At 71.9% G+C, this 26,354-nt stretch carries 19 protein-coding genes and 2 pseudogenes; 11 read left to right on the forward strand and 10 right to left on the reverse strand.

The window, feature by feature from the left end; all coding sequences use genetic code 11:
- The first annotated feature begins 139 nt into the window (after positions 1-139).
- Together R2B67_RS18445 and R2B67_RS18450 are read left to right on the forward strand one after the other, a co-directional pair.
- Positions 140-928 carry a L,D-transpeptidase family protein gene (locus tag R2B67_RS18445; protein WP_317819587.1) on the forward strand — a complete coding sequence of 263 codons (789 nt, stop codon included), beginning with the start codon at positions 140-142 and terminating at the stop codon, positions 926-928.
- Between the two features lie 72 nt (positions 929-1,000).
- Positions 1,001-1,567 (forward strand): annotated as a pseudogene (locus R2B67_RS18450) (Uma2 family endonuclease); the annotation flags it as partial.
- A gap of 86 nt (positions 1,568-1,653) precedes the next feature.
- Here the strand turns inward: R2B67_RS18450 and metG are convergent.
- Entirely contained in the window at positions 1,654-3,267 is a 1,614-nt protein-coding gene (gene metG / locus R2B67_RS18455) for a methionine--tRNA ligase (RefSeq protein ID WP_317819589.1), read from the reverse strand.
- 183 nt (positions 3,268-3,450) lie between these two features.
- Here metG and R2B67_RS18460 point away from each other — a divergent pair, with 183 nt between their 5' ends.
- On the forward strand, positions 3,451-4,104 hold the full coding sequence (locus tag R2B67_RS18460; RefSeq protein ID WP_026241818.1) for a response regulator transcription factor: 654 nt from the start codon (positions 3,451-3,453) through the stop codon (positions 4,102-4,104).
- A complete protein-coding gene (locus R2B67_RS18465; protein ID WP_317819590.1) occupies positions 4,101-5,381 on the forward strand; it encodes a sensor histidine kinase in 1,281 nt (426 codons plus the stop codon). Before R2B67_RS18460 ends, R2B67_RS18465 begins: the two co-directional genes overlap by 4 nt.
- Here the strand turns inward: R2B67_RS18465 and R2B67_RS18470 are convergent.
- The gene (locus tag R2B67_RS18470) at positions 5,315-6,934 is read right to left on the reverse strand and encodes a VWA domain-containing protein (RefSeq protein WP_317819592.1); all 1,620 of its coding nucleotides are present in this window, start codon (positions 6,932-6,934) and stop codon (positions 5,315-5,317) included. The two genes, R2B67_RS18465 and R2B67_RS18470, sit on opposite strands and share 67 nt — an antisense overlap.
- Before the next feature lie 293 nt (positions 6,935-7,227).
- Here R2B67_RS18470 and R2B67_RS18475 point away from each other — a divergent pair, with 293 nt between their 5' ends.
- The gene (locus tag R2B67_RS18475; protein WP_317819594.1) at positions 7,228-9,297 is read left to right on the forward strand and encodes a PhoX family protein; all 2,070 of its coding nucleotides are present in this window, start codon (positions 7,228-7,230) and stop codon (positions 9,295-9,297) included.
- A gap of 65 nt (positions 9,298-9,362) precedes the next feature.
- Positions 9,363-9,764, forward strand: a complete 402-nt coding sequence (locus R2B67_RS18480) for an Hsp15 family ribosome-associated heat shock protein (RefSeq protein ID WP_026241820.1) — start codon at positions 9,363-9,365, stop codon at positions 9,762-9,764.
- A 142-nt stretch (positions 9,765-9,906) separates the two neighbouring features.
- On the opposite strand, the gene R2B67_RS18485 is transcribed toward R2B67_RS18480, so the two are convergent.
- Complete coding sequence (locus R2B67_RS18485) at positions 9,907-10,830, reverse strand: hypothetical protein (protein WP_381074291.1); 924 nt, start codon at positions 10,828-10,830, stop codon at positions 9,907-9,909.
- A 131-nt stretch (positions 10,831-10,961) separates the two neighbouring features.
- On the opposite strand from R2B67_RS18485, the gene R2B67_RS18490 reads away from it, so the two are divergent.
- From R2B67_RS18490 to R2B67_RS18505, 4 genes are all read left to right on the forward strand, one after another.
- Positions 10,962-11,369: a hypothetical protein gene (locus R2B67_RS18490; protein ID WP_109978534.1), complete on the forward strand. Its 408-nt coding sequence runs from the start codon at positions 10,962-10,964 to the stop codon at positions 11,367-11,369.
- A 143-nt stretch (positions 11,370-11,512) separates the two neighbouring features.
- Positions 11,513-12,121: an NADPH-dependent FMN reductase gene (locus R2B67_RS18495; protein WP_317819597.1), complete on the forward strand. Its 609-nt coding sequence runs from the start codon at positions 11,513-11,515 to the stop codon at positions 12,119-12,121.
- A gap of 77 nt (positions 12,122-12,198) precedes the next feature.
- Positions 12,199-13,170: an efflux ABC transporter ATPase subunit, DrrA-related gene (locus R2B67_RS18500; RefSeq protein ID WP_109978533.1), complete on the forward strand. Its 972-nt coding sequence runs from the start codon at positions 12,199-12,201 to the stop codon at positions 13,168-13,170.
- Positions 13,167-14,024 (forward strand): ABC transporter permease, encoded by an 858-nt coding sequence (locus tag R2B67_RS18505; RefSeq protein ID WP_018513975.1) that lies wholly within the window; start codon positions 13,167-13,169, stop codon positions 14,022-14,024. Before R2B67_RS18500 ends, R2B67_RS18505 begins: the two co-directional genes overlap by 4 nt.
- 98 nt (positions 14,025-14,122) lie before the next feature.
- On the opposite strand, the gene R2B67_RS18510 is transcribed toward R2B67_RS18505, so the two are convergent.
- From R2B67_RS18510 to R2B67_RS18530, 5 genes are all read right to left on the reverse strand, one after another.
- Complete coding sequence (locus R2B67_RS18510) at positions 14,123-17,509, reverse strand: ATP-binding protein (protein ID WP_317819599.1); 3,387 nt, start codon at positions 17,507-17,509, stop codon at positions 14,123-14,125.
- Between the two features lie 60 nt (positions 17,510-17,569).
- Positions 17,570-17,992 carry a universal stress protein gene (locus tag R2B67_RS18515; protein WP_317819600.1) on the reverse strand — a complete coding sequence of 141 codons (423 nt, stop codon included), beginning with the start codon at positions 17,990-17,992 and terminating at the stop codon, positions 17,570-17,572.
- Positions 17,993-18,155: 163 nt separating this feature from the next.
- Complete coding sequence (locus R2B67_RS18520; RefSeq protein ID WP_109978531.1) at positions 18,156-18,815, reverse strand: FMN reductase; 660 nt, start codon at positions 18,813-18,815, stop codon at positions 18,156-18,158.
- A gap of 5 nt (positions 18,816-18,820) precedes the next feature.
- Positions 18,821-19,930 carry an LLM class flavin-dependent oxidoreductase gene (locus R2B67_RS18525; protein ID WP_317819601.1) on the reverse strand — a complete coding sequence of 370 codons (1,110 nt, stop codon included), beginning with the start codon at positions 19,928-19,930 and terminating at the stop codon, positions 18,821-18,823.
- Positions 19,931-20,104: 174 nt separating this feature from the next.
- Positions 20,105-21,937 (reverse strand): alkyl/aryl-sulfatase, encoded by a 1,833-nt coding sequence (locus R2B67_RS18530; RefSeq protein ID WP_317819602.1) that lies wholly within the window; start codon positions 21,935-21,937, stop codon positions 20,105-20,107.
- Positions 21,938-22,243: 306 nt separating this feature from the next.
- Here R2B67_RS18530 and trpS point away from each other — a divergent pair, with 306 nt between their 5' ends.
- Positions 22,244-23,299 carry a tryptophan--tRNA ligase gene (trpS, locus tag R2B67_RS18535; protein WP_317819604.1) on the forward strand — a complete coding sequence of 352 codons (1,056 nt, stop codon included), beginning with the start codon at positions 22,244-22,246 and terminating at the stop codon, positions 23,297-23,299.
- Between the two features lie 64 nt (positions 23,300-23,363).
- On the opposite strand, the gene R2B67_RS18540 is transcribed toward trpS, so the two are convergent.
- Both R2B67_RS18540 and R2B67_RS18545 read right to left on the reverse strand, forming a co-directional pair.
- The gene (locus R2B67_RS18540) at positions 23,364-25,406 is read right to left on the reverse strand and encodes an NAD-binding protein (RefSeq protein ID WP_381074287.1); all 2,043 of its coding nucleotides are present in this window, start codon (positions 25,404-25,406) and stop codon (positions 23,364-23,366) included.
- 30 nt (positions 25,407-25,436) lie between these two features.
- Positions 25,437-26,171 (reverse strand): annotated as a pseudogene (locus tag R2B67_RS18545) (DNA repair ATPase); the annotation flags it as partial.
- Between the last annotated feature and the right edge of the window lie 183 nt (positions 26,172-26,354).

Below are 26,354 nucleotides of genomic sequence, written 5' to 3' on the forward strand. Positions count from 1 at the left end.
CGGGCGACGCGGTACAGCCGGATGGCCCCGGTTCGGATTCGACGGCGCCGGGTGCGGCAAAGACTGGCACCGAGACACCCCTCTCGCGCCGCGTGCCGCCCCGCCACGCCGTCCGCCGTCACCCGAGGAGCCCGCCACCGTGTCCGTCCCGCTCCGCCCGCCCGCCCTGCTCGCCGCACCGCTCCTCGTCCTGGCCCTGCTGCTCACCGGCTGCGCCTCCTCCGGCCCCGTGAAGGCCCCCGTAGGGGCCCCGGGGCAGGGCGCCGCGGGCCCGGAGTCCGACGCCGCCTCCGTACTCCGCTCATCGCCCTCCGCCGAGGCGGTGCCGAGCCCCGCGGAGATCCCGGGCCTCGGGCCGCAGACGCGGGCGGAGATCCCCGAGGACGCCCGGCAGGCGTTCGTCGTCACCGGGGAGGACGAGGACGCCAACCGGTCCAGCGCGGTGCTCTACAGCCGCGAGGACCCCGCGGAGGGATGGGTCGCCGTCGCCGGTCCGTGGGACGCCCACAACGGCATGGAGGGCTGGACCGACCACCACGTGGCGGGTGACCTGAGGTCCCCCAAGGGCGTCTACTCCCTCACCGACGCGGGCGGCCGCCTCCCCGACCCGGGTGCGCTGCTCCCGTACGACGAGCACCCCCGGTTCGCGGTGGACGGCGAGGGGTTCTACGGGGAGCCGCTGGAGGGCTCCTTCGACTACGTCGTAGCGATCAACTACAACCGCACGGAGGGCGTCACCCCCCTGGACCGTACCCGCCCCCTCGGCCTCGAACGCGGCGGCGGCATCTGGATCCACGTCGACCACGGCGGCCCCACTCAGGGCTGCGTCTCCATCCCGGAGGAGCGCATGGAGGACCTCCTGCGCACCCTGGACCCGGAGATGGACCCGGTGATCGTGATGGGGGACGCGGAATCGCTGGGGCGGTGAGCGCCTGTCCGTACGCTGAGGACGTTCCCCGGTGCACGTGACCCGGTGTGCCCCAGCGAGGAGGGGACCGTCGTGAGCAAGGGCAGGGACCGCGTCCTGACGCAGGACGTCTTCGAGGAACTGGCCCGTTACGCACTGCGGATCGAGGAGGCGCCACGGCTGGAGTTCGTGTACGGGAAGCTGGGCGTCAAGGCGCCGGCGGACGGGAATCTCGGACGGATCATCGCCTGGTTGACGCGCCTCTGCACGCAGGCGGACCCGGATCGATGGCTCTACGCCAACCAAGGGCTGCGGATCGAGGCCGACCGTGAGGGCAACGCCCGACCCGATGGCAGCTTCGCCCGCAGCGGCGCCTTCGCAGGCCAAGGCGAATGGGCCAGCCCCGATGACGTCCTCATGGTCGTCGAGGTCACCTCGTACGACGAGGACACCGACCGCCGCGACCGCGTCGAGAAGCCGCGGGCGTACGCCGAGACCGGTATCCCCGTCTACCTGCTGATCGACCGGGACAGCTGCGAGGTGAAGGTCCACTCGCAGCCCGACGGCGTGCGCTACGAGCAGGTCGTGACGGTGCCGTACGGCAAGACCGTCACCCTCCCCGACCCGGTCGGGATCGAGCTGGACCCCGAGCCGCTCAAGACTGGACGCGCTGACCTGACGTCGTATGCGAGGAGCCCGGGACCGTTGTTCGTGGTCCTGGGCTCCTCACGTACGTACGTCTGCGGTTACGCCGGCTTCTCCTCCAGGCGGGGGAACAGCACCGCGCCCTTCGTCACCGTCGCGCCCGCGGGCAGGGTGCCCCACGTGCCCGCGTCCTGGACCTTCTGGTCGGCCAGCGCACCCAGGGACTCCTCGGCGCCGAGGGACTCCCACAGGCTCTGCGAGGTCTCCGGCATCACGGCGTTCAGCAGGACCGCGACCCCGCGCAGCGCCTCGGCGGCCGTGTAGAGGATGGTCGCCAGGCGGGCCTGGCCCTCGGGGGTGGTGTCCTTGGCCACCTTCCACGGCTCCTGCTCCGTGATGTAGCCGTTGACCTGCTTCACGAAGTCGAAGATCGCCAGGATGCCGGACTGGAAGTCCAGCTCCTCGCCGATCTTCTGGTCCGCCGTGGCGACGGCCTTCGCCAGGCCCTCCTGCACGGCCCGCTCGGCGTCACCGGCGGCCGTGGCCTCCGGCAGCGCGCCGCCGAAGTACTTGCCGACCATGGCCGCCACGCGCGAGGCGAGGTTGCCGTAGTCGTTGGCCAGCTCGGAGGTGTAGCGGGCGGTGAAGTCCTCCCAGGAGAACGACCCGTCGCTGCCGTAGGCGATGGCCCGCAGGAAGTACCAGCGGTACGCGTCCACGCCGAAGTGCGAGGTCAGGTCCTGCGGCTTGATGCCGGTCAGGTTCGACTTGGACATCTTCTCGCCGCCGACCATCAGCCAGCCGTTGGCGACGACCTTGCCGGGGAGCGGGAGGCCCTGCGCCATCAGCATCGCGGGCCAGATCACCGTGTGGAAGCGGAGGATGTCCTTGCCGATCAGGTGCACGTCCGCCGGGAACGTACCGTCGAACTTCTCCTGGTTGGCGCCGTAGCCCACGGCCGTCGCGTAGTTCAGGAGCGCGTCGATCCAGACGTAGATGACGTGCTTGTCGTCCCACGGGACCGGGACGCCCCAGTCGAACGTGGAGCGCGAGATCGACAGGTCCTGGAGGCCCTGCTCGACGAAGTTCACGATCTCGTTGCGGGCCGACTCGGGCTGGATGAAGCCCGGGTTCGCCGCGTAGAACTCCAGCAGCTTCGGGCCGTACTCGCTCAGCTTGAAGAAGTAGTTCTCCTCCTTGAGGAGCTCCACCGGCTTCTTGTGGATCGGGCAGAGCTTCTGACCGGCGAACTCGCCCTCGCCGTCGAGCAGATCACCGGGGAGCTTGTACTCCTCGCAGCCCACGCAGTACGGGCCTTCGTACCCGCCCTTGTAGATCTCGCCCTTGTCGTACAGGTCCTGCACGAACTCCTGCACACGGTCGGTGTGCCGCTTCTCCGTCGTCCGGATGAAGTCGTCGTTCGCGATGTTCAGATGCTCCCAGAGGGGCTTCCACGCCTCTTCCACGAGCTTGTCGCACCAAGCCTGCGGAGTGACGTTGTTCGCCTCGGCCGTGCGCATGATCTTCTGACCGTGCTCGTCCGTGCCGGTGAGGTACCACACCTTCTCGCCGCGCTGGCGGTGCCAGCGCGTGAGCACGTCGCCTGCGACGGTCGTGTAGGCGTGGCCCAGGTGAGGAGCGTCGTTGACGTAGTAGATGGGGGTCGAGACGTAGTACGCCGTCGCCCCCTGCTTCTCGGATCCAGTGGCCGCCATGGTCGAAATCCTAACGGTCCGTTGAAGATCCACTCACATCGATAAACGGCGGCTGCGCGCGTAGGCGGAGTGCCGCCCTCCGGTGGAGAGCTTTGCGAAACATCCCTTCCCGTAATGGTTCCCCCAGGAAAGTCGCATCCTGGGAGGGAGCGGACAAGCGTGCACGAGGCAGGGGACATCACCATGCGGGTACTGGTCGCCGAGGACGAGGAGATCCTCGCGGAACTGGTCGCGACCGGGCTGCGCCGGGCCGGCTTCGCGGTCGACACCGTCTACAGCGGGGACGCGGCCCTCGCCTACCTCGGGCTGCACGACTACGACGTCGTCGTCCTCGACCGCGACCTCCCGCGCGTCCACGGCGACGACGTGGCTCGCCGCCTGGTCGCCTCCGGTTCCCGCACCCGGATCCTGATGCTGACCGCCTCCGGCTCCATGGAGGACCGGGTCGCCGGGCTCGATCTGGGCGCCGACGATTACGTCAGCAAACCGTTCGAGTTCCCCGAGCTGGTCTCCCGGGTCCGCGCCCTGCGCCGCCGCAGCGCCAGACCCGTACCGCCCCAGCTGGAACGCCACGGCATCCGGCTCGACACCGTACGGCGCTCCGCGCTCCGCGACGGCCGGGAGCTGGATCTGTCGCCCAAGGAGTTCACCGTGCTGCAACTGCTCCTGGAGGCGGACGGCGGGACGGTCAGCGCGGAGGAGCTGCTGGAGCGGGCCTGGGACGCCAACGCCGATCCGTTCACCGGAGCCGTACGCGTCTGCATGAGCAAACTCCGCGCCAAGCTCGGTGAGCCCGCCCTGATCCGCACCGTTCAGGGCGTCGGGTACGCCCTGTGAAGGGCCGGGTCCGGTTCCGGTTGCGGTCGCGGTTGCGGCGGCTGGTGGAGGCGTCGACGCTGCCGCACTCGACGATCAGGACGCGCATTGCCCTCGTGTACGGAGGGGTCTTCCTCGTCCTCGGCACGGCCCTGCTCGCCACCGTCAATGTGGCCTCCCGTGCCGGTACGGACTCCGAGGCGCGGGCCATCGCCTCCTCCGTCACCGTCGTTCCGCCCGGGTACACCGTCAACGGTCCGTTCATCGCCCGCAGCTCGGTCGGTGCTCCTACGGCCTACGAACTGACCGACCACGTCAGCGACGCGGCGAGCAAGCAGCACATGTACTGGTCCGTCGCCGCACTCCTCGTGATGACGGCGGGCGCGGTCGGCGTGGGCTGGTGGATCGCGGGCCGGGTGCTGCGGCCCGTGCACGCGATGACGGCCAAGGCCCGCCGGCTCTCGGAGCGGACGCTGCACGAGCGGATCGCCTCCAGCGGCCCTGACGACGAGCTGAAGGAGCTGGGCGAGACGCTGGACGCGCTGCTGGCCCGGCTGGAGAAGGCGTTCGACAGCCAGCGCCGGTTCATCGCGAACGCCTCGCACGAGCTGCGGACCCCGCTCGCCACCCAGCGCGCGGCGATCCAGGTGGGGCTGGACGACCCCACCCCCGAGGACCTCGTCCGTACCCGGCAGACGCTGCTGGACACCAACCGGCGCAGCGAGCGACTCATAGAGGGGTTGCTCGTGCTGGCCCGCAGCGAACGGGGGCTGGCCGCCGACGAGCGTGAGGACATCCGGTTCGACCGGGTGGTGGCGGAGGAGACGGCCCGGCGGCCTGGAGCGGACGGCCGTCCTCCGGTGAGCGTCGAGGTGGCGGCCTGTCCGGTGCGCGGCAACCGGCTGCTGCTCTCCCAGCTGGTGTCCAACCTGCTCGCCAACGCGGTCACGTACAACGTGCCGGGCGGCTCGGTGGACGTCTCGCTGACCTGTGACGGCGCCCTGGTGGTGCGTAACACCGGCCCGGTGGTCTCCGAGGCCGACATCGCGGGGTTCTTCGAGCCGTTCCGGCGGGGCGAGGGGCGCGACCGGATGGGCCCGGGATCGGGTCTCGGGCTGTCCATCGTGCGGTCCATCGCGGTGGCCCACGGCGGTACGGTCACGGCGGTACCGGGCCCGGGGGGCGGCGGTCTCGCCGTGACCGTACGGCTGCCGGTCGATCAGCCCGTCGCTCAGCCTTCGGAGCGCTCCTCGCGCGCCGCGATCCAGGCCGGGAGCCCGGCCAGGATCGCGCGGTAGAGCTCGGCGTCCGCGACCTCGCGCGGGGCCGGGCCGGCGTGGAAGAAGGCGGCGTTGGGGGCGTCCAGCTTCCGCAGGAAGTCGAAGCCCTTCCCGTCCTGCTCGCCGAACGCGACGAACTGGAAGAACAGCGGCAGCCGCGCCGCGTCCGCCAGCGCCTGGCGGGCGAGCTGCTTGGCGTCCGGCGGGCCGTCCGTCTGGAAGATCACCAGAGCCGGCCCGGCGTCCTGCGCCTTCTCGTGGTGCGCCACGATCTCCTCGACCGCGCGGTGGTAGTTCGTCCGGCCCAGGCGGCCGAGGCCCGCGTTCAGCTCGTCGACGCGGCCCTCGTGGGCGGCCAGCTCGATCGTGCCGGTGCCGTCGATGTCGGTCGAGAAGAAGACGACGGGCACGGTGGCGTCGGCGTCCAGGTGGGCGGCGAGGGCCACGGCGCGGTCGCCCAGGTGCTGGGCGCTGCCGTCCTTGTAGAACGGCCGCATGGAGCCCGAGCGGTCGAGCACCAGGTAGACGCGGGCGCGGAGGCCGGTCAGCCCGTGCGCCTTGAGCGCCGCCTGCGCCGCCTTGTACGGGGCGACGAGCTGGGGCGCGCGCTGGGTGACCCGGGCGAGGGGGGTGGCGGGCTTGGCTGCGGGGGAGGCCTTGGGGGGCGCGGGGGCGGCGGGGACGGCCGCTGCCGGTTCGGGGGTCGCCTCGGTGGTGGCGGCGGCCTCGTTGACCTCGGTGGGGGCTGCGGCCTTCGGGGCGGCTTCGGCTTCCGGTGCGGGGGCTGCTTCCGCTTCCGGCTTGGCCTCCGGCTCGGCTTCCGGCTTCGGGCCTGCCTGGGCTTCCGGCTCGGCGGCCGGCTCCGGGTCGAGGTCGAAGTCGATCGTGATGGGGGCCGCGACCGGCTCCACGACCGGGGCCGGTGCGGGCTCCTCGGCCTTGACGGGCTCGTCCGCCTCGACGGGCTCCTCGGCCTTCACCGGCTCCGCGGCGGGCTCCTCCACCGTGACCGGCTCGACCACGGGCTCCGGGACGGCCTCAGCGACGGTCTCCGCCTTCGGCTCCGCGACCGGCTCGGTCACGGCCTCCGCCTTCGGCTCGACGTCCGGTTCGGCGGCGGGCTCGGCGACCGGCTCGGCCACGCTCTCCGCGACGGGCTCAGCCACGGGCTCCGCGACCGGCTCCACGACGGGCTCGACGACCGGCTCCGCCTTCCGCTCCGCGACCGGCTCCGCGTCCGGTCCCGAGCCCTGTGCGGGCACGGTCGGCGTGGGAGAGGGCGTCGGGGAGGTGGCCGCCTTGTCGAAGGCCGCGGCCACCAGGTCCGCGGCACCGGCGTCACCGTCGGTGGTCTCCGCGACCGGCGAAGCCGGGGCCGGGATCGACGGCTTCGGCTCCGACGGCTTCGGCTCGGACGCCTTCGTCTCCGACGTGGACCCGGCCGACGAAGTGGTCTCCGGCTCCGGCTCCGTGGACTGAGTGCGCTCGGCCTGGGGCGGGACGGTGGCCGTGGTCGGCTCGTCCTGCTCCGTGCGGCCGAACACCTTACGCAGCAAGCTCCGAATGCCCATGAGCGAGGCCTTTCGCATGAGTTGGGTGCGGGGAATGTCCGACCTGGGCGATTTCATCCCTGGCCAGGACGGATACGTAAGGTTAGCGGCCGGATCCGGCCGTTCGCCGGTCCGGCCCACCCCTGCGCCAACCGAGCCGAAACCGATCCCCGACCGAGTCCGGCGCGGTGTCCGCGTACCGCTTCAAAGGAACAGCGGTGGCCCGGACTTCACCCCCCGTTCACCGGGAGTCCCTCGGACCGCGTGTGGGCGCACCTACCGTCACGCACGACACACCGACGGAGGGAATCCACGTGCGTAATCTGCTGCCGCTCATCAGCTCCCACCCGGGCGGGCGTTCCGCGCTGACCTGCCGCTTCCGCTGCGGGGACGCCTGCTTCCAGGAGATCCCCAACACCAGCGACAACGAGTACGCCGGCGACATCATCGCCCGTGCCGTCTCGCGTCGCTCGATGATGCGCGCAGCCGCCGTCGTGACGGTCGCCGCCGCAGCCGGAACGGCGGCGCTGACCGGCCCGAACGCCCCGCAGGCGGAGGCCGCCGCGCTCGCCGGCCACGGCCACAAACCGCACCCGCCCCACAAACCGGCCCCGTCCGGCGCCCGGGGCCTGCGGTTCTCGCCGGTCGCGCCCAACAAGAACGACAAGGTCACCGTCCCCGACGGGTACGGCCAGAACGTGGTGATCCGCTGGGGCGAGCCGATCCTGCGCGGGGCGCCCGCGTTCAACCCGGAGAAGCAGACCGCCAAGGCGCAGGCGGGCCAGTTCGGTTACAACAACGACTTCCTCTCGCTCCTCCCGCTCCGCGGTGAGCGCGGCCGTCAGGTCCTGGTGGCCAACCATGAGTACACGGACGAGATCCTCATGTTCCGCGGTTACGATCCGGCCAACCCGACGCGCGAGCAGGTGGAGATCGCCTGGGCCGCGCACGGACTCTCCGTGGTCGTCGTCCAGGAGGAGAGCCGCACCGGCAAGCTGGGCGCGGTCAGCCGTCACCCGCTGAACCGCCGGCTCACCGCCACGAGTGAATTCCGGGTCACCGGACCGGCGGCGGGGAGCGATCTGCTGCGTACGTCCGCCGACCGCACCGGCAGCCGGGTGCTCGGCACCCTCAACAACTGTGCGGGCGGCACGACTCCGTGGGGCACCACGCTGCACGGCGAGGAGAACTTCAACCAGTACTTCGCCAACGGCACCACCGCCGAGCACAAGCGCTACGGGATCGGCACCGGCGCCACCGAGCGCAAGTGGGAGCGGTTCGACCGGCGGTTCGACCTGGCGAAGGAGCCCAACGAGGCCAACCGCTTCGGCTGGGTCGTCGAACTCGACCCGTACGACCCGGACTCCACCCCGCGCAAGCGGACCGCGCTGGGCCGGTTCAAGCACGAGGCGGCCGAGCCCCGGCTGACCTCCGACGGCCGCCCGGTCGTCTACATGGGCGACGACGAACGGTTCGACTACCTCTACAAGTTCGTCTCCAGCAAGCGGATGAAGAAGGGCACCTCGCGCGCCGCCCGCGAGCACAACCTGACGCTGCTGGACGAGGGCACGCTGTACGTCGCCAAGCTGACCGGTGACTCCCCGCCCTCCGAGATCGACGGCAGCGGAAAGCTTCCCAATGACGGTGAGTTCGACGGCAGCGGCGTGTGGATTCCGCTGGCCACCGGCACCACCTCGCACGTGCCTGGCATGACCGCCGACGAGGTGTACGTCTACACGCGGCTGGCCGGTGACAAGGTCGGCGCCACCAAGATGGACCGGCCCGAGGACGTGGAGCCCTCGCCGCGCACCGGCCGGGTTTACGTCGCGCTCACCAACAACACCGACCGGGGCAAGGAGGGCAAGGCCCCGGCGGACGAGGCCAACCCGCGCAACCTCAACAAGCACGGGCAGATCCTGGAGCTCGCGGAGAACTGGGACGACCCGACGAGCGACGGGTTCGCCTGGCGCCTCTTCCTCGTCGCGGGCGACCCGAACGACCCGTCGACGTACTTCGCCGGCTTCCCCAAGGACCGCGTCAGCCCCATCTCCTGCCCGGACAACGTGGCGTTCGACGACCACGGCAACCTGTGGATCTCCACGGACGGCAACCAGCTCGGTTCGCACGACGGCCTCTTCGGCGTCGCGACCCACGGTGACCGGCGCGGTGAGCTCAAGCAGTTCCTGACTGTCCCGGCCGGTGCGGAGACCTGCGGCCCGGTCATCCAGGACCGCCGCGTCTTGGTCGCCGTCCAGCACCCGGGCGAGGTCGACGGAGCCTCGGTGGAGAAGCCGGCGAGCACCTGGCCCGACGGACCGGGGAAGATCGTCCGCCCCTCCGTCGTCGCGGTCTGGCGCAAGGACGGACGCGACATAGGGGTGTGAGTCCCGGAAGGTGGGCGGCCTTATTGCCGCCCACCCACCACCCGGTCCGCATTACAGTCGGTCCCATGGTTTCCGGTGACGCGCCGCAGGCGGAGGGAAGCGTCCGGGTCGACGTGTGGATCTGGTCGGTCCGGCTGACGAAGACCCGTGCCCAGGCGGCCGCCGCCTGCCGGGCCGGGCATGTGAAGGTCGGCGGTGAGCGGGCCAAGCCCGCCCAGGCCGTCCGCGTCGGCGACGAGGTACGGCTCCGGCACGCGGGACGGGACCGGGTGGTCGTCGTCTCGAAGATCGTGAAGAAGCGGGTCGGCCCGCCGGTGGCCGTCGAGTGCTTCGTCGACAACAGCCCGCCCCCGCCGCCGCGCGAGCTCGCGATCCAGGTTCCGGTACGGGACCGGGGCGCGGGCCGCCCCACCAAGCGCGACCGCCGTGAGATGGAGCGCCTCCAGGGACGCCCGCCGGAGCTCTGAGCCCATGGGGGCTTTGAGCCCACCGGGGGACTCTGAGCCCGCCGGGGAGCTCTGAGCCGATCGGCGGTCCTTCGTGTGGGTTCTGTCCCGTTGTTTCACGTGAAACGTGCCTACGGGTGTTTCACGTGAAACGTCGGGACGGTCACCCCCGCCGGGCCCTTCGCCGCCCCAGCAGCACCCGGGCCACCACCGCCCCCACCAGCAGCACCGCCCCGACCACCAGCACCACCCACACCGTGGTCCGCAGCGAGGCGGTCAGGGCGTCGATCACCGCGGCCGCCGCGTCCCGGTCGTTGGCCGGCACCTCGTCCAGTGCTCGGCTGCGGCCGACCGCCATCAGGCTCCGTAGCACGATCGCCCCGAGGACGAACCCGGCGCCGACGGCCGCCGTCGCGGTCAGGGCGGCCCGGAGCCCGCCCCGTACCGTCGCGATGCCCACCACCAGCACGAGCATGACCAGCGTGGCGATGGCCGGCCAGATGCTGCAGTAGCGCAGCCAGTGGAACGTGTCCCTCAACGTGTCCGCGCGGTCGGCGCCGATCACCGTGATCTCCGTCCGCTGGACGGGGATCTGGTCCGCGAACGGCACCCCTTGGCTCACCAGATCCTGCTTGACCTGCTGGATCACCGGGGCAAGATCGATGGTGACCGCCTCGCCGCTGTCGCCGTCCAGCGCGGCGGTCACCGCTTCGTGGGCGGTCCGGTTGGCGGTGTCCCAGGCGTTGGCGAAGGCCTCGGTGGTGGTGAAGGACCGCACGGTCTCGTGCAGGAAGTCGCGGACCGTGTCCTGGAGCGGGCCGAGGTCGATCTGCTCCATCGCCTCGTCGGTGATCAGGTCCGTGACCGTGCTCTGCACCACGGGGTCGGAGGAGAGTGGGGAGACGGCGGCGACGTACCGGTCGGTGTCGTCGATCTCCAGGTCGACCCAGGCGGACAGCGCGCTGAACGGCACCAGGACGGCGAGCAGGACGATCAGGGCGGCGGAGAGGGCCGCCGAGACCGCAGAGATCCCCGAAGCCGTCGAAGCAGTCGAGGTCGTCGAAGTCGCCGAGGAAGAGTTCCGCACTTCTCCAGGGAATCCCCTGCGGAGCCGGACCGCTCAGGGCCGTACGCCGTTCGAGTTGCCGGGCCGCGCGGGCGGGTGTGCTCTGGAGGAACGGGGGCGCGCGACGGGGGCGAGGGAAGGAGCTGTCCGCGATGGTCACACACGCAGCCATGCCCGGCCGGAAGGGGGCCCGCGCGCATGCCCGGCCCCGCAGTCTCACGCCGTACGCCGTGGCGGTGCCTCTGGCGCTCGGCATCATCTACGGGTTCTACGCCGCGTTCATCCGCCGCGACGGCGGGCCCAGCACCGGCGGGCAGGTCGTCCTGGGCCTCGTCTCCGGTGCGGCGGTGGCGGCCCTCTGCTTCGCGCTGGGCCGGATCCAGCGCACGCTGCCGCACGGGCCGCGGGCGCTCGCGTACGGCGCTCTGACCGCCTGCGCGATCGGCTTCCTGGTGAGCCTGACGGACACCAGCGTGCTGCGGTCGACCGTGCTGGGGCTGGTGGTCGGCGTGGGTGTCTTCCTGACCACGTTCTACCTCTTCTACTCGCGGGAGCGCTGACCGCGCTGGCCGGTCGCGAGGGCTTTTCCAGCCGTGGACACCGACCGTGGGCGCGGCCGCCAGATCGGATCTGGCGGCCGCGCCGCGGCGTCTGGCGCCCAAGGGGTGAGGGAGCCGGAAGGAAGCGGGAGGAGGAGCGAGCGATGACGGACGCGGGCAGGATGACGGACGAGGGCAGGGAGACCGATGACGGCGGGGACCCGCTGCGGGTCGCGGTGATCATCGGCAGCACGCGCGAAGGGCGCATCGGCGACGCGGTGGGCCGCTGGTTCATGGAGCGTGCTCGTGTCCGGAGCGAGCTCGACCTCGTCGTGCTGGACCTCGCGGAGTTCGACTTCCCCGTGCACTACCCGGAACGGGCGACCGAGCAGATGACGGAGTTCGCCGGGGCGATCGGGAGGGCCGAGGCCTTCGTCGTGGTCACCCCGGAGTACAACCGCTCCTTCCCGGCCTCCCTCAAGCAGGCCATCGACTTCGCGTACGACGAGTGGCAGACCAAGCCGGTCGGCTTCGTGAGCTACGGCCACGGCTCGTCCGGGCTGTACGCGGTGGAACAGCTGCGCTCGGTCTTCACGGAGCTGCACACGGTGACCCTGCGCAACGGGGTCGCCCTCGACTTCCTCCACACACCGCTGGAGGACCGCGCCGGAGCCTGCGCGCGGGACCGGGCGGTGCGGCTGATGCTCGACCAGCTCGGCTGGTGGGGCTGGGCCCTGCGCGAGGCACGGGCGGTCCGCCCCTACGTCTCCTGACACCCCCCTGGCCCGCACCCTCCACCCCGAACCCTCCACCCCCCGAACTTCGACGACGACGCACAAGGAATGGATTCATGAGCACTGAACTGGCCATCGAGACCACGGGGCTGGTGAAGGTCTTCGGTGAGAACCGCGCGGTGGACGGCGTCGACCTCGCGGTCCCGACCGGCACCGTCTATGGGGTCCTCGGACCCAACGGTGCCGGGAAGACCACCACCGTACGGATGCTCGCGACGCTGCTGCGCCCCGACGGCGGCTCCGCCCGGGTGTTCGGCAAGGACGTGGTGAAGGACGCCGACGCGGTCCGCAGCCGGGTCAGTCTCACCGGGCAGTACGCCTCGGTCGACGAGGACCTGACCGGCAACGAGAACCTCGTCCTGCTCGCCCGGCTCCTCGGCCACTCCAAGCCGGCGGCCCGCGACCGGGCGGCCCAACTGCTCGAAGGCTTCGGGCTGTCCGAGGCGGCCGGCAAGCAGGTGAAGAACTACTCGGGAGGCATGCGGCGCCGCATCGACATCGCCGCCTCCATCCTCAACACCCCCGACCTGCTCTTCCTGGACGAGCCGACCACCGGCCTCGACCCGCGCAGCCGCAACCAGGTCTGGGACATCGTGCGCGCGGTCGTCGCGCACGGCACCACGGTCCTGCTGACCACGCAGTATCTGGACGAGGCCGACCAGCTGGCCTCCCGGATCGCGGTCATCGACCACGGCCGGGTGATCGCCGAGGGCACCAAGGGGGAGCTCAAGGCCTCCGTCGGCTCCGGCACCGTCCATCTGCGGTTGCGCGACGCCGCCCAGCGGCCCGAGGCCGAGCGGGTGCTCTCGCTGGCGCTCGACGCCACGGTCCAGCTGGACGCGGACCCGGTGGCGCTGACCGCCCGGGTCGACGCCCACGGTTCCGACCGGGGCGCGGCGGAACAGGCGGCACGGGCCCTGGCCGAGCTGGCCCGGTCCGGCATCACGGTCGACAACTTCTCGCTGGGACAGCCCAGCCTCGACGAGGTCTTCCTCGCCCTCACGGACAAGAAGGGAGTTGCGGCATGAGCACCGCGACCACCAAGACGGAGCTGGAGGACGTCGCGCTCGCCGCGCCGGACCAGGAGCGCCTCTCGGCTCTCCTGGTCGGCCTGGACCGGCCGCCGAGGCCGAGCGCGCTCTCCGCCTCCCTCACCTTCGGCTGGCGCGCCATGCTGAAGATCAAGCATGTGCCGGAGCAGCTCTTCGATGTGACGGCTTTCCCGATCATGCTGGTCCTGATGTACACGTATCTCTTCGGAGGGGCGCTGGCCGGCTCCACGCAGGAGTACATCCAGTTCCTGCTGCCCGGCATCCTGGTGATGAGCGTCGTGATGATCACGATGTACACGGGCATCTCCGTCAACACCGACATCACCAAGGGCGTCTTCGACCGGTTCCGTACGCTGCCGATCTGGCGGCCCGCGCCGATGGTCGGCTATCTGCTCGGCGATGTCCTGCGCTATGTGCTGGCGTCGGTGGTGATGCTCGCCGTCGGCATGATCATCGGCTTCCGGCCGGACGGCGGGGTGCTCGGGATGCTGGCGGGGGTGGCCCTGCTGCTGGTCTTCGCGTTCGCGTTCTCGTGGATCTGGACCATGTTCGGGCTGCTGCTGCGCACCGAGAAGTCGGTGATGGGCGTCAGCATGATGGTGATCTTCCCGCTCACCTTCCTCAGCAACGTCTTCGTCGACCCGAGCACGATGCCGGGCTGGCTGCAGGCCTTCGTGAACAACAGCCCGATCACCCACCTGTCCACGGCGGTGCGCGAGCTGATGGCGGGCAACTGGCCCGCAGCAGACATCGCCTGGTCGCTGGGGTGGGCCGGACTGATCATGGTCGTCTTCGGCACCGTGACGATGCGGCTCTACAACCGGAAGTGACCGGCCACCACCGGAAGTGACCGGCCACCACCGGAAGTGACCGGCCACCACCGGAAGTGACCGACCGTCTGTGACCCGGCGCCGAAACCGGCGCCGGGTCACAGACGCCAGTCCGGGGCGTCGCCGGGGCGGTAGGCGCAGGTGGTGCCCGTGGTCACGGATTCCCGCAGATGCGCCGCCAGTTCGGGGTGCAGGGCGTCCAGCTTGCGCAGGGTGTCGCGGATCCGGGCGGTGACCGTCTTGCGGGCCCGCTCGGTCTCGTCGCCCAGGCGGCGGCTCCGGCCACCGAGCCCCGCCGCGGTGCGCAGCTGGTCGAGGAGGGCCTGCCGCTCCCGGTCGTACGCCTCCACCTGCCGGGTGTCGTCCCGGGCCGCGGCGCGGTCTATCTCGGCGTCCAGCCGGGCCAGATGCTCCTTGTACCGGCGCTTGGCCTCCTCGTCGAGCACCGGGTCGCCGCCCAGTCGGCCGGCGGCGGCCACGACGGCCCCGCCCTCGGGGGCGAGCAGCTGCACGGCCGGGACGTCGGCACCGGGGAGCCCCAGCAGGCTGTGCAGGTCCCGCAGCCCCTTGGCGTCGGGGACGTGCACGGTCCGCCCGTCCCAGCGCAGCTGCCATACGGAGCCGTCGCGGCGGAACTCGGCGGCGGCAGGAGCAGGCGCCCGGTCGTCCGGCGGGACGGCAGCGGCGGCGGGGGTGCCGGGTCCGTGGCCGGCGGCCGGCGGGAGCGTGCGGAGGGCGGGACCCTCGGAGACCAGGTGGTGCAGGCCCAACTCGCCCGCCTCCCGCCCCACTTCGCCGAGGAGCGCGCGGGCCCGGCCGGTGTCGCCCGGCTCGGCGCGAGCGAGGAGGGCGCGGGCCAGGTGCAGCCGGGAGCGTACGGCCCAGGGGCGGGCGCCGAGGCGGTCCGCGGAGGCGGCGGCCTCGGTGAGCGTGGCCACCGCCGTGTCCCGGTCGTCGCGGGCGGCGGCGAGCATCCCGAGCCAGAGGTCGACGGGGCCGCCGATGTCACACCCGTACAGCGAGACGACCCACTGGCCGGTGTACGGCGTGAGCTCGTCCTCGGCGCGGGTGATCAGGCGGCGGTCGCCGGTGGTCGTGGCCGTCTGGGCCAGCAGCCGGAGCCAGAGCGGCATGAACGCCCGCGGGTAGGGGGCCGCGCGGTCCGACTGCTCGGCGATCAGGCGGAGGGCCGGGGCCGCGTCGCCCTGCTCCACCGCGGTGAGCGCCTCCAGCAGCCCGGGGTAGGGGTGCCGGGCGCCCGGCAGCGTGGCGAGGACCTTCTCGGCGGCCGCGAAGTGCCCCCGGAGCAGGTGCAGGGACCAGTGCAGATGGCACCTCATGAAGCCGAACGTCTCGTGGTCCTCGCCCTCCATACCGAGGGCCTCGCCCTTGAGCGCGTCGGCCGCCTCCGTGAACCGGCCCTGGAGGGAGGCGATCAGGCTGCTGTCCACGGCGACGGCCAGCGCGAACCGGGGCAGCTCCGAGCGCTCGGCGGCCCGGATGTATGTGCGGTACTGGTCGATGAAGGTCGGGTCGCCCAGCTCCAGCAGGGCGACCCACCGCATGGAGGTGGCGTGCAGCTCCATGTCCAGGTTCTGGGTGCGCCGGCCGACGACGGCCATCTCGTCGGTCAGCCCGAGCCGCTCCACCGCCGAGCCGAGACCCCATACGGAGTCGTGGCGCGCCCAGAGGGAGAAGGCGAGGGCCTCGTCGTCCGAGCCGTCGCGGGCCAGCGCCATGATGTGGATGGCCAGCTCCTGCGCGAGCCGGTCGGCGGAGAGACTGTCCTGCCCGTCCTTGCCGGTGACCTTGCGGTGCGCCTCGCCGAGGAACGTCACCATGAACGCCTCGCCGCTGCCCAGGGTGCCCCGGCGGTACAGGGTGATCGCCACCCGGGCCAGCAGCTCGGGATCGTCCAGCTCCCGCGCCAGGCCGACCGCCCGGTCGAGCAGGCGGTGCGCCTCGGCACTCTCCCCGGCGTGCAGCAGCTGTTCGCCGAGGTCGAGGCAGATCAGCGCGGTCCGGCGCCGGTCGGGAGCCTGAGCCGGACCTGACGGTCCCGAGCCCCTTTCCGGGTCCGTCTCGCCGCCCGCCTCCGCCGACGCCGCCGCGAGGGCCCGGCGGTAGTGGCCGATGGCCTCCTCGTCGGCGAGGCGTTCCGAGGCGTCCCGGGCGGCGGCGAGCAGCAGATCGACCCGGCGGTCGCGCTCCAGCTCCGCCCCGGCGAGGTGGGCGTGGCGGGCCAGGTCCCCGGGGAGCACCGCGTCGTCGAGGCCGCCGTGCGCGTCCAGCGCCCGTACGGCGGCGGCGTGGCGGCGGCGGGCGTCCGCGTCCCCGAGGGAGGCGTACAGCGTCTCGCGGAGCAGGTCGTGGGCGAAGGCGTAACTCCCGGAGGGGAGCGGGACGACGACCCGGGCGACGATCGCCGACTCCAGCAGCCGCTCCACCTGGGGGACCGGGGAGCCGTGCACCACGGCCAGCACCTGCCGGCGGAACTCCCGGCCGAGCACGGCGGCGGCGGTCAGCAGGGAGACGACGGTGCCCGGCAGCAGGCTCAGCCGCTGCCGGACCGCCTCCCGCACCCCGGGCGGGATGGTGGACACGGGGCTGCCGCTGTGCCAGAGCCGGGCCGTCTGCTCGACGAAGAACGGGTTGCCGCCGGTGCGCCGGTGGACCTCGTCGACCAGGCGCGGCTCGGGCTCGCGGCCCGTCGTCACGGCCATCAGCGCGCCCACCTCGTCGCGGCCCAGGCCGGTCAGCGTGAGGGTGGCGGAGGCGCGCGAGACGAGGGGCAGGATCAGCTGCTGGAGCGGGTGGCCGGGGGCCTCCACCTCGACGTCCCGGTAGGTGCCGATGAGCAGGAGCCGCTCGAACCAGGCGTGCTGGGCGGCGAATTCGAGCAGGCGGAGCGAGGCCGGGTCGGCGCTGTGGAGGTCGTCCAGGACCACCACCAGCGGGCGGCTCTGGGAGAGGGTGACGAGGGCGGTGGTCACCGCGTCGTACAGCCCGAAGGCCTCGGGACCGTCGGAGGAAGCACCGGAGGCACCGGAGGCACCGGACACGCCGCCGGCACCGGACGTCCCGGAATCCCCGGAACCACCGGAAGCGCCGCCCCCGTCCACCTCTCCCGTGGCCGTGCCGTCGCCCGCCGGGTCCCCGGGATCCCCCAGCAGAATCCCGAGTCGCCCGTCCGCCGCGTCCTGGGCCGCCGCCCACTCCGCCGCCGTGGCGGAGCGGCGCAGGCCGCGCAGAACCTGCACCCAGGGCCAGTAGCCGGGGGTGCTGTCGGAGTCCCAGCAGGAGCCGCCGACCACCAGCGCCCCGCGCCGCCGCGCCTCGTGCGCGGCGTCGGTGACGAGGGTGGTCTTCCCGATCCCGGCCTCGCCCGTGACCAGCACGAGCCCGCCGTGGCTCTCCGTCGCCCGGACGATCTCCGACCGGAGGATGCCTGCGGGATGGTCGCGCCCGAACAGAGCAGGGGTCATGACCACACGATAGGAGGACCCACTGACAACGGCCCCCGGATGTACCCGGCGCAGGGCCCCTCAGTCGCGCACCACCGTCACCGGGCACGGCGCGTGCTGCGTGACATGGAGGCTGACCGAGCCGAGCAGCGTCGCCTTGAAGGCGCTGCGGCCGCGGGCGCCCACGACGAGGAGGTTGGCACCCTGGGCACGGTCCAGCAGGGACTGGGCGGGGTTGCCGATCACCACGATCTTGCTGACCGCGGCCGCCCCCGCGGCGCCGAGGGCCTCCTCCAGCGCCTCGTTCAGGGAGACCAGGGCCAGCGCCTGCGGGTCGAAGTCCTCCGGCAGGCCCGGCATCATCGAGGCCCAGCTGGTCGCGGGGTACTCCCAGCTGTTCACGGCCTCCACGGTGTCACCGGTCAGCTCCGCCTGGCGTACGGCCCAGCGCAGTGCCTTGATCGAGGGATCGGACCCGTCCACGCCCACGACGATCCTGCCCATGTCTGCCTCCAGCTCGCTAGCTCGCTCCGGCTCGTTCCGCGTCCGGCTTCTTCGTACAGCGTCCGCCTTCACTGTAGTCAAACCGGACAATCAGGCCGGGCGGGGAGGAGGGCCGGTCGGCTCAGCCCCAGCCGCTCAGCCCCAGCCGCTCAGCCCCAGCCGCTCAGTCCAGCCGCAGGTCCGCGAGCTGCTGCTCGAAGGGGACGACCGCGTCCTCCCCGTCGTCCAGGCCCGGCGCCCGGGAGGCCCCGGAGACCGTGCGGCCCAGGACCGCCGAGGCCAGCTCGCCGCCCGCGCGCCGGATCCGGGACGGCAGGCCCTCGGTGTACTCGTCACCGGAGGAGCCCCAGTCCTCGGAGGCGGCGTAGACGGACGTCGGTACGGTGACGGCCCGCAGGTAGGCGAAGAGCGGCCGCAGCGCGTGCTCCAGGACCAGCGAGTGGCGGGCCGTGCCGCCCGTCGCGGCGATCACGACGGGCTTGCCGGTCAGCGCGGTGTTGTCGATCAGGTCGAAGAACGACTTGAACAGACCGCTGTACGAGGCGGTGAACACCGGCGTCACGGCGATCAGCCCGTCCGCCTCCGTCACCGCGTCGATCGCCTCCCGCAGCGTGGCCGAGGGGAAACCGCTGACCAGGTGGTTCGCGATGTCGACGGCGAGGTCGCGCAGCTCGATGACGCGGACCTCGACGTTGCGGTCCTGGTCCGCCGCGAGGCGCTCACGGGTGGCGGCGGCCAGCCGGTCGGCCAGCAGCCGGGTGGAGGACGGCTGGCTCAGACCGGCCGAGACGGCCACGATGCGCAGAGGGGTGGTGGCGAACATGGAGGTCAGCTCTCCTTTCGAGCGTCGCGGGCGGCACGGGCGTCGCGGGCGGCGGCGACCGCAGGGTGGACGGGTGCGGATTCCGGCACACCGGCCGGCCGCAGGTTGGCGAACTCCTTGCGCAGCACGGGCACGACCTCCTCGCCGAGGATGTCCAGCTGCTCCAGGACCGTCTTGAGCGGGAGCCCCGCGTGGTCCATCAGGAACAGCTGCCGCTGGTAGTCGCCGACCGCGTCCCGGAACGTCAGCGTCCGCTCGATGACCTCCTGCGGGGAGCCCACCGTCAGCGGGGTCTCGCGGGTGAAGTCCTCCAGGGACGGGCCGTGGCCGTAGACCGGCGCGTTGTCGAAGTACGGGCGGAACTCCCGTACTGCGTCCTGCGAGTTCTTCCGCATGAACACCTGGCCGCCGAGCCCGACGATGGCCTGTTCGGCGGTCCCGTGCCCGTAGTGGGCGTAACGGCGCCGGTAGAGGTCCACCATCTTCTTCGTGTGCTCCATGGGCCAGAAGATGTTGTTGTGGAAGAACCCGTCACCGTAATAGGCGGCCTGTTCCGCGATCTCCGGAGAGCGGATGGAGCCGTGCCAGACGAACGGCGGGACGCCGTCCAGCGGGCGCGGGGTGGCGGTGAAGGACTGGAGCGGCGTACGGAACTTGCCCTCCCAGTCCACGACGTCCTCGCGCCAGAGCTGGTGCAGCAGGGCGTAGTTCTCGATGGCCATCGGGATGCCCTGGCGGATGTCCTTGCCGAACCAGGGGTAGACCGGACCGGTGTTGCCCCGGCCCATCATGAGGTCGACGCGGCCGTCCGCGAGGTGCTGGAGGGTGGCGTAGTCCTCGGCGATCTTCACCGGGTCGTTGGTGGTGATCAGGGTGGTGGACGTGGACAGGATCAGGTTCTCGGTGCGGGCGGCGATGTAGCCGAGCGTCGTCGTCGGGGAGGACGGGACGAACGGAGGGTTGTGGTGCTCGCCGGTCGCGAAGACGTCCAGGCCGACCTCCTCGGCCTTCTGCGCGATGGCCAGGGTCGCCTTGATCCGCTCGTTCTCGGTCGGCGTCCGGCCGGTGGTCGGGTCGGTGGTGACGTCTCCGACGGTGAAGATCCCGAACTGCATGGCGTCCGCCTCCTGAGGGTCGCGGGGTGATCCAGAAGTCGTTGAACCAATTTGGTTGAACGTTGAACTACACCCTACAACGGGACGCCCCCGCGACCTATTCCTCCGCGACCTGTTCCCCTGCGGCTTCCTCCGAGGCTTCCTCCTCCGAGGCTTCTTCCTGCGCGGCTTCCTCTATGGCGTCACGATCGGGAACGACGTGTCCGGTTCCACCAGTACGGCGAAGAGCTCGCCGAGCAGGGACGCGTCACCGCTCTGCTCGATCCCGTCGAGGCCGCCGCCCGCCAGCACGGAGAGCAGCTGCGGCTTGGTGAGGGTGAGGGTCAGCCCCGCCGGGGTCCGGGGAGCGCCCGGCCGGTCGGCCGTGCGGTGGGTGAGGGCCCCGTTGTGCAGCGTGAGCCGGTGCCGGGCGGGGGAGGCAGGCCCGTCGGTCACGACGAGGTCGATCACCAGCTCCGTGTCCCAGGCGCGCGGCCCGTCCACCCGTACGGCGAGCGAGTCGACGAGCTGCTCCACGGTCAGCGCCATCGCCATCTCGGGGTTCGTGGTGTCCAGGTCGGTGGCGGCCGCGCCCTCCTCCAGCTCCTTGGCGCCCATCAGGTAGAAGTTGCGCCAGGGCCCGTTCTCCGCGCCGTGCCCCAGCCTGCGGTAGACCCCGGCCAGCTCCGTGCGGGCCGCCGCGTGCGACGCGTCCGCGAAGACGACGTGGTTCAGCAGGGTCGCGGCGAACCGCAGATCGCCCGCCTCCGCGTAGTCACGCGCCTTCGCGACCACGGCGTCGGCGCCGCCCATGCACGCCACGTACCGTTCGGCCGACTCCACCGGCGGATGCTCCCACAGGTGGGCGGGGTTGCCGTCGAACCAGCCCAGATAGCGCTGGTAGACCGCCTTCACGTTGTGGCTGAGCGAACCGTAGTAGCCGCGCACGTGCCAGGACTTCTCCAGCGCGGGCGGCAGCTGGATCGTCTCCGCGATCTCGGGACCGGTCAGCCCGGCGTTGAGCAGGCGGAGGGTCTGGTCGTGGAGGTAGGCGTACAGATCGCGCTGGGTGGTGAGGAAGTCCCGTACGTTCTCCCGGCCCCAGGTGGGCCAGTGGTGTGAAGCGAAGGCGACGTCCGTCGCGTCACCGAACAGCTCGACGGCCTCGTCCAGATAGCGCGCCCAGACGCGCGCGTCGCGGACGACGGCCCCGCGCAGGGTCACGATGTTGTGCATGTTGTGCGTGGCGTTCTCGGCCATGCAGAGCGCCCGGTGGTCCGGGAAGAAGAAGTTCATCTCGGCCGGCGCCTCGGTGCCCGGGGTGAGCTGGAAGACGATCCGTACGCCGTCGATCACCTCCTCCTGGCCCGTGCGCGTGATGTCCACGGTCGGCGGGATCAGCGTGATCGTGCCGGTGGAGGTGGTCATGCCGAGCCCGGCGCCGATCTGCCCGTCGGGGGCCTTGGCGAGCCGGTCGCCGTACATGTACGTCGCCCGCCGCGTCATGGCGTTGCCCGCGTAGACGTTCTCGGTGACCGCGTGCTCCAGGAAACCGGCGGGGGCGAGGACCGGAACGCCCTCCTCCGTCCCCCGGGGCAGCACCCCGCGCGCGCCGCCGAAGTGGTCGCCGTGCGAGTGGGTGTAGATCAGCGCCGTGACGGGCCGGTCGCCGCGGTGGCCGCGGTAGAGCGCCAGCGCGGCGGCGGCGGTCTCGGCCGAGATCAGCGGGTCGATGACGATGATCCCGCGCTCGCCCTCGATCACGGTCATGTTCGACAGATCGAGCCCGCGCACCTGGTAGATGCCCTCGGCGACCTCGTACAGCCCCTGCCGCGCACAGAGCTGGGCCTGGCGCCAGAGGCTCGGGTGGGCGGTGTCGGGGCACTCCGCGTCCAGGAAGGCGTAACTGTCGTTGTCCCAGATCACCCGGCCGTCGTCCGCAGTGATCACGGCGGGGTCGAGCGCGGTGACGAAACCGCGGTCGGCGTTCGCGAAGTCGGTCGTGTCGTCGAACGGAAGTTGGCTCATGAAAAGTCAGTAGAGCCGAAGGTACGGACCGGTGCATGTCGTCACCTTCCGTACGTTGTCGAGGCCGCCCGCCCAAGGTGGTCGCTACACTGACCGCATGACCTCCGTACCGTGCCGAAACTGGTGGCGCTCCTCTTAAGGAGCGGCCGCAGCATCTGTCTGCACGGAACCAGGGCCGTTCACATGGACGGCCCTTTTCGCTGCCTTCTTATAGGCGCGATGTACGGGAACGGGGGCACCGCAGCCCCACTCTCCCCACCACCGGGCCGTCCTCCACGCACCTACCACCCGCGAGGAGACCCCGCTATGACCGCGACCGCGACCATGACCACCCCCGCCGCCCATCGCAGCGCCGAGCTGGAGCACCGCATCACCCAGGACCCCGGCCGCTTCCGGGTCCTCACCGGCGACCGTCCCACCGGCCCCCTCCACCTCGGCCACTACTTCGGCACCCTGCGCAACCGGGTCCGCCTCCAGGACCTCGGCGTGGACGTCTTCGTCCTGATCGCCGACTTCCAGGTCCTCACCGACCGGGACACCGCCGAGCGGCTCCAGGAGTACACCGACGGGCTCCTCCTGGACTATCTGGCCCTCGGTATCGACCCCGCCCGGTCCACCGTCTTCAACCACAGCTCCGTGCCCGCGCTCAACCAGCTCCTGCTGCCCTTCCTCAGCCTCGTCTCCGTCGCGGAGCTGGGCCGCAACCCCACGGTGAAGGACGAGATCGCGCACTCCCGGCAGTCGGCGGTGAGCGGCCTGATGTACACCTACCCGGCCCACCAGGCGGCCGACATCCTCTTCTGCAAGGGCAACGTGGTCCCGGTCGGCCAGGACCAGCTGCCCCACCTCGAACTCACCCGGACGATCGCCCGCCGCTTCAACGAGCGGTACGGGAACGTCTTCCCGGAACCCGACGCCCTGCTCTCCGCCGCACCCCTCCTCCTCGGCACCGACGGCACCAAGATGAGCAAGAGCCGCGCCAACTCCGTCCCCCTCGGCGCCACCGCCGACGAGACGGCCCGCCTCATCAAGGGCGCGACCACGGACGCCGACCGGCACATCACCTACGACCCCGACACCCGCCCCGGCGTCTCCTCGCTCGTCCTGCTGGCCGCCCTCTGCCTGGAGCGGGACCCGCACGAGGTCGCGGCGGAGATCGGCGCCGGCGGGGCGGCAGTGCTCAAGCGGACGGTGACCGACGCGGTCAACAGCCACCTGGCGCCCTACCGGGCCCGGCGGGCGGAGTACGCGGAGGACCTCACGTACGTACGGTCGGTGCTCCGCACCGGTAACGAGCGGGCGAACGCGCTCGCGGAACAGACCCTGGAGGAGGTCCGGGAGGCGATGGGCACGTTCCGGTAGCCGGTTCCGCCCGGCCTTACGGAGGCGATGGGCACGTTCCGGTAGCCCTGCACGAAGACGCGAGCTACTGCTGCGGCGCCACCGTCCGCTGCCGCCGCAGCAGCTCCGCAAGACCCCGCCGGGTGGCCGCGATCACCACCCGGTCCTGGGCACGGAGCATGTACCCCGGGTGCAGGTCCCAGACCAGGCCGGACGGGGTCGGCGGGCCTTGCGGAGGGTACGGGGGGACGGCGGCGAGGTCCGGGTTGCGGTCGGCGGGCGGGGTCGCGTCGATGGCCAGGACCCGCCACGAGCTGGCCTGGAACGCCTGCTCCACCGTGCGGCCCTCCAGCTGCGGATGGCCCGCCACCTCCAGGGCGGCGAAGAGCATCACCTTCCGCTCGACCGGGACCGCGCCCAGGATCTGGCGGCCCATCATGGCGACCGCGAAGGAGGGCGCGGCCAGGTGGGAGACGGACCGGGAGCGGGTCAGGGCCTGGGGGTGCGCGGTGCGCAGGGTGCGGTAGACGGCGGTGGCGAACTCGTCGTCGTACAGCCGCAGCGCCACCCTCAGGTCCGGCTTCACCGACCGCGCGTACAGCGTCGCTTCCAGGTTCGTCGTGTCGATGCTGGTGAGCGCGAGGAGGGCGTGGGCGCGGCGGATCTTGGCGGCTTCGAGGACGCCTTCCTGGGTGACGTCGCCGAGGACGGTCGGTACGTGCATGGAGCGGGCCAGCGGGATGCCGCGCGCCTCGGGGTCCTCCTCGACGACGACCACGGGGATGTCGAGCTCGCGGAGGCGTACGAGGACGCGCGTGCCGATCTTGCCGAGCCCCAGCAGCACCACGTGCCCCGACAGACCGCGCGGCGGGCGGCGCAGCGAGGAGGCGGTGCGCAGGGTGCCGAACGCCTCCAGGACGGCGGCGATCAGCAGCGGGAGCAGGAGGAGCCCGGCGACGCCGGAGAGGAGCTGGATGATCTGGCGGGCCGCCGGCGCGTCCTCCGCCGGGTCGTTCATGCCCAGGAGGTCGAGCAGGGTGAGATAGCTGGAGTGCAGCAGGCTGTCCTCGGTGGTGAGGACCGAGGCGATCACCAGGGCCACGGCCGCGACCGCGACACCGAGGGCCGACCAGCGCAGCCGGCGGGAGAAGACCTGGGCGAGCGGGGCGCCCCTGCCGCCCATCCGGGTCGCGGGGCGGTCCGGGGCGGCGCGGCTGATCGCCTCCAGGACGACGGTCCCGCGACCTTCGGCGGAGGCCACCGTCTGCTCGTCGGGCAGGAGTTGGGGTCCCTCGGCGCCGCTGCTGTCCGAACCCTCGGACCCCGCAGGGTCGTTGGTGGTGGAGGAGAGCAACGCCAGGGTGCACAGCCCCGGGTCGAGGGTCTCGCCGGGGCGCGGTGGCGGGCGTTCGGCGGCGCGCAGGAGCAGCCCCTCGGCCTGGATGACCTTGCTGCTGCCGGTGAGCGCGGTGGCGGCGAGCGCGGGGGCGGCCGTGTCGGCGTCGGAGAGGACGGTGGTGGAGGCGTCGAGCAGCGCCGGGTCGATGCCGGGCATGGCGACGGCGGCCGCCTGGTCGAGCAGCGCCTCAAGGTGCTGGCCGAGCTTGCGGTTGTAGAGCCGGATCACCAGCCGCAGACGGGGGTTGAGGCGGCGGGCGGTGAGGGCGGCGCGGATGTTGCGCTCGTCGTCGTCGTAGACGAGGGCGAGGGCGGCCGCCCGGTCGACGCCCGCCTCCTCCAGTACGTCGTCGGAGGGCTCGGGGGCCTCCATGATGCGGACGGCCTCGACCCCGGCGTTGGTGTCGTTGCCGCCCGTGCTCCCGTTCCCGTTGGCGGCGGTGCGGTTCATCGCCGCCGACATCCGCCCGAACAGGGCTGCCGCACGGCCTCGTTGGGTCAGCGGTGTCTCGGGGCTGTTGGCGTCGCGGCCGGGCGGCAGGAGCAGCGTGACCCGTTCCCCGTAGACGAACCGCAGCTCCACGGCGAGCCGGCGCGCGAGCGCGTCGTCGCCGCAGACGATCATGTGGCCGGTGGACGGCGGGCGTCCTGGCTGCGGGCGTCCTGGCTGCGGGCGCCCTGCTGGCGGACGTCCTGGCTGCTGAGGAAGTGGGGGCACGAAACCCAGCATGCCGTGATCCTTCCGGCTCGGTCTTCCCGGTCACTGTGGAATGTTTGTGATCTTCGCACGGTGGTTCTGAAGCCCTGGCCGGTTCTGATCCCCGGGGGGCTGGTTCACAGCACCCTGGTTCACGGCCCCCGGGTGGTTCGCCGGCCCCGCCAGGAGGTGACGGGGGTCCGCCGCCCGCTGGATCGCCGTCTCCACCGCCGCGATCCGGTCCGCGAGCAGCCCGAGCGCCGCCACCGCCCGGGTCATCGGATCGCCGTCCGGGCCGCCGAGCGCCTGCGTACGCACGTAGGATGCGGTGATCGCCGCCCACCGCTCGGCCTGTTCGGCGGTGAGCGTCCCCCGCAGGGCGGCCAGCTTGAGGAGGTTGGCCTCGGCGCCCGTGGTGAGCGTCTGGGCCTCGCCCGCGTAGTGGTCGTCCACGCCAGCCGACAGCTCGGCGTCGTTCATGACGGGCACGATCCGCTTCGCGATCTTGTTCATGTTGCGGTACGAACCCTGGAGCCGGAACGGCGGCTCCGTGCGCGTCGCGTCCGTCTGCGCGGCCGAGGCGATGTACGCCGCGTTCACCGCGAGGACGGTGTCCCGGGCGGTGAGCAGATGCCGAAGCACCGCCAGTACGGCGTCCAACTCCACCGCTGAGTAAGGGTGTTCCAGGGGCTCCGCCCGGGCCGCCGGATCGCCGCCGCCCGCCAGGCGCACCAGCAGCGCCAGGTCCTCGCGCGAGCGGGCGGCGAGCGGGGCGAGGACCGGGTTGGCGGTCAGCGCTGCGCGCGATCTTCTACCGGTACGGGAGAGTGGCGACGAGCTCACGCGGCCGACAGGCCCGACAGACCCACCAGGCCCGACATGCGCGGCACCCGGTCCGACATGCGCGGCACCCGGTCGGATGCCGGCCGGTGGCGATGACGGCGGGGCCCGGCGCTGCGTCACTGCGAACGGTGCCGCAGC

Origin of the sequence: Streptomyces cyaneofuscatus (genome assembly GCF_033109485.1) — a bacterium.
Lineage (GTDB): Bacteria > Actinomycetota > Actinomycetes > Streptomycetales > Streptomycetaceae > Streptomyces > Streptomyces cyaneofuscatus.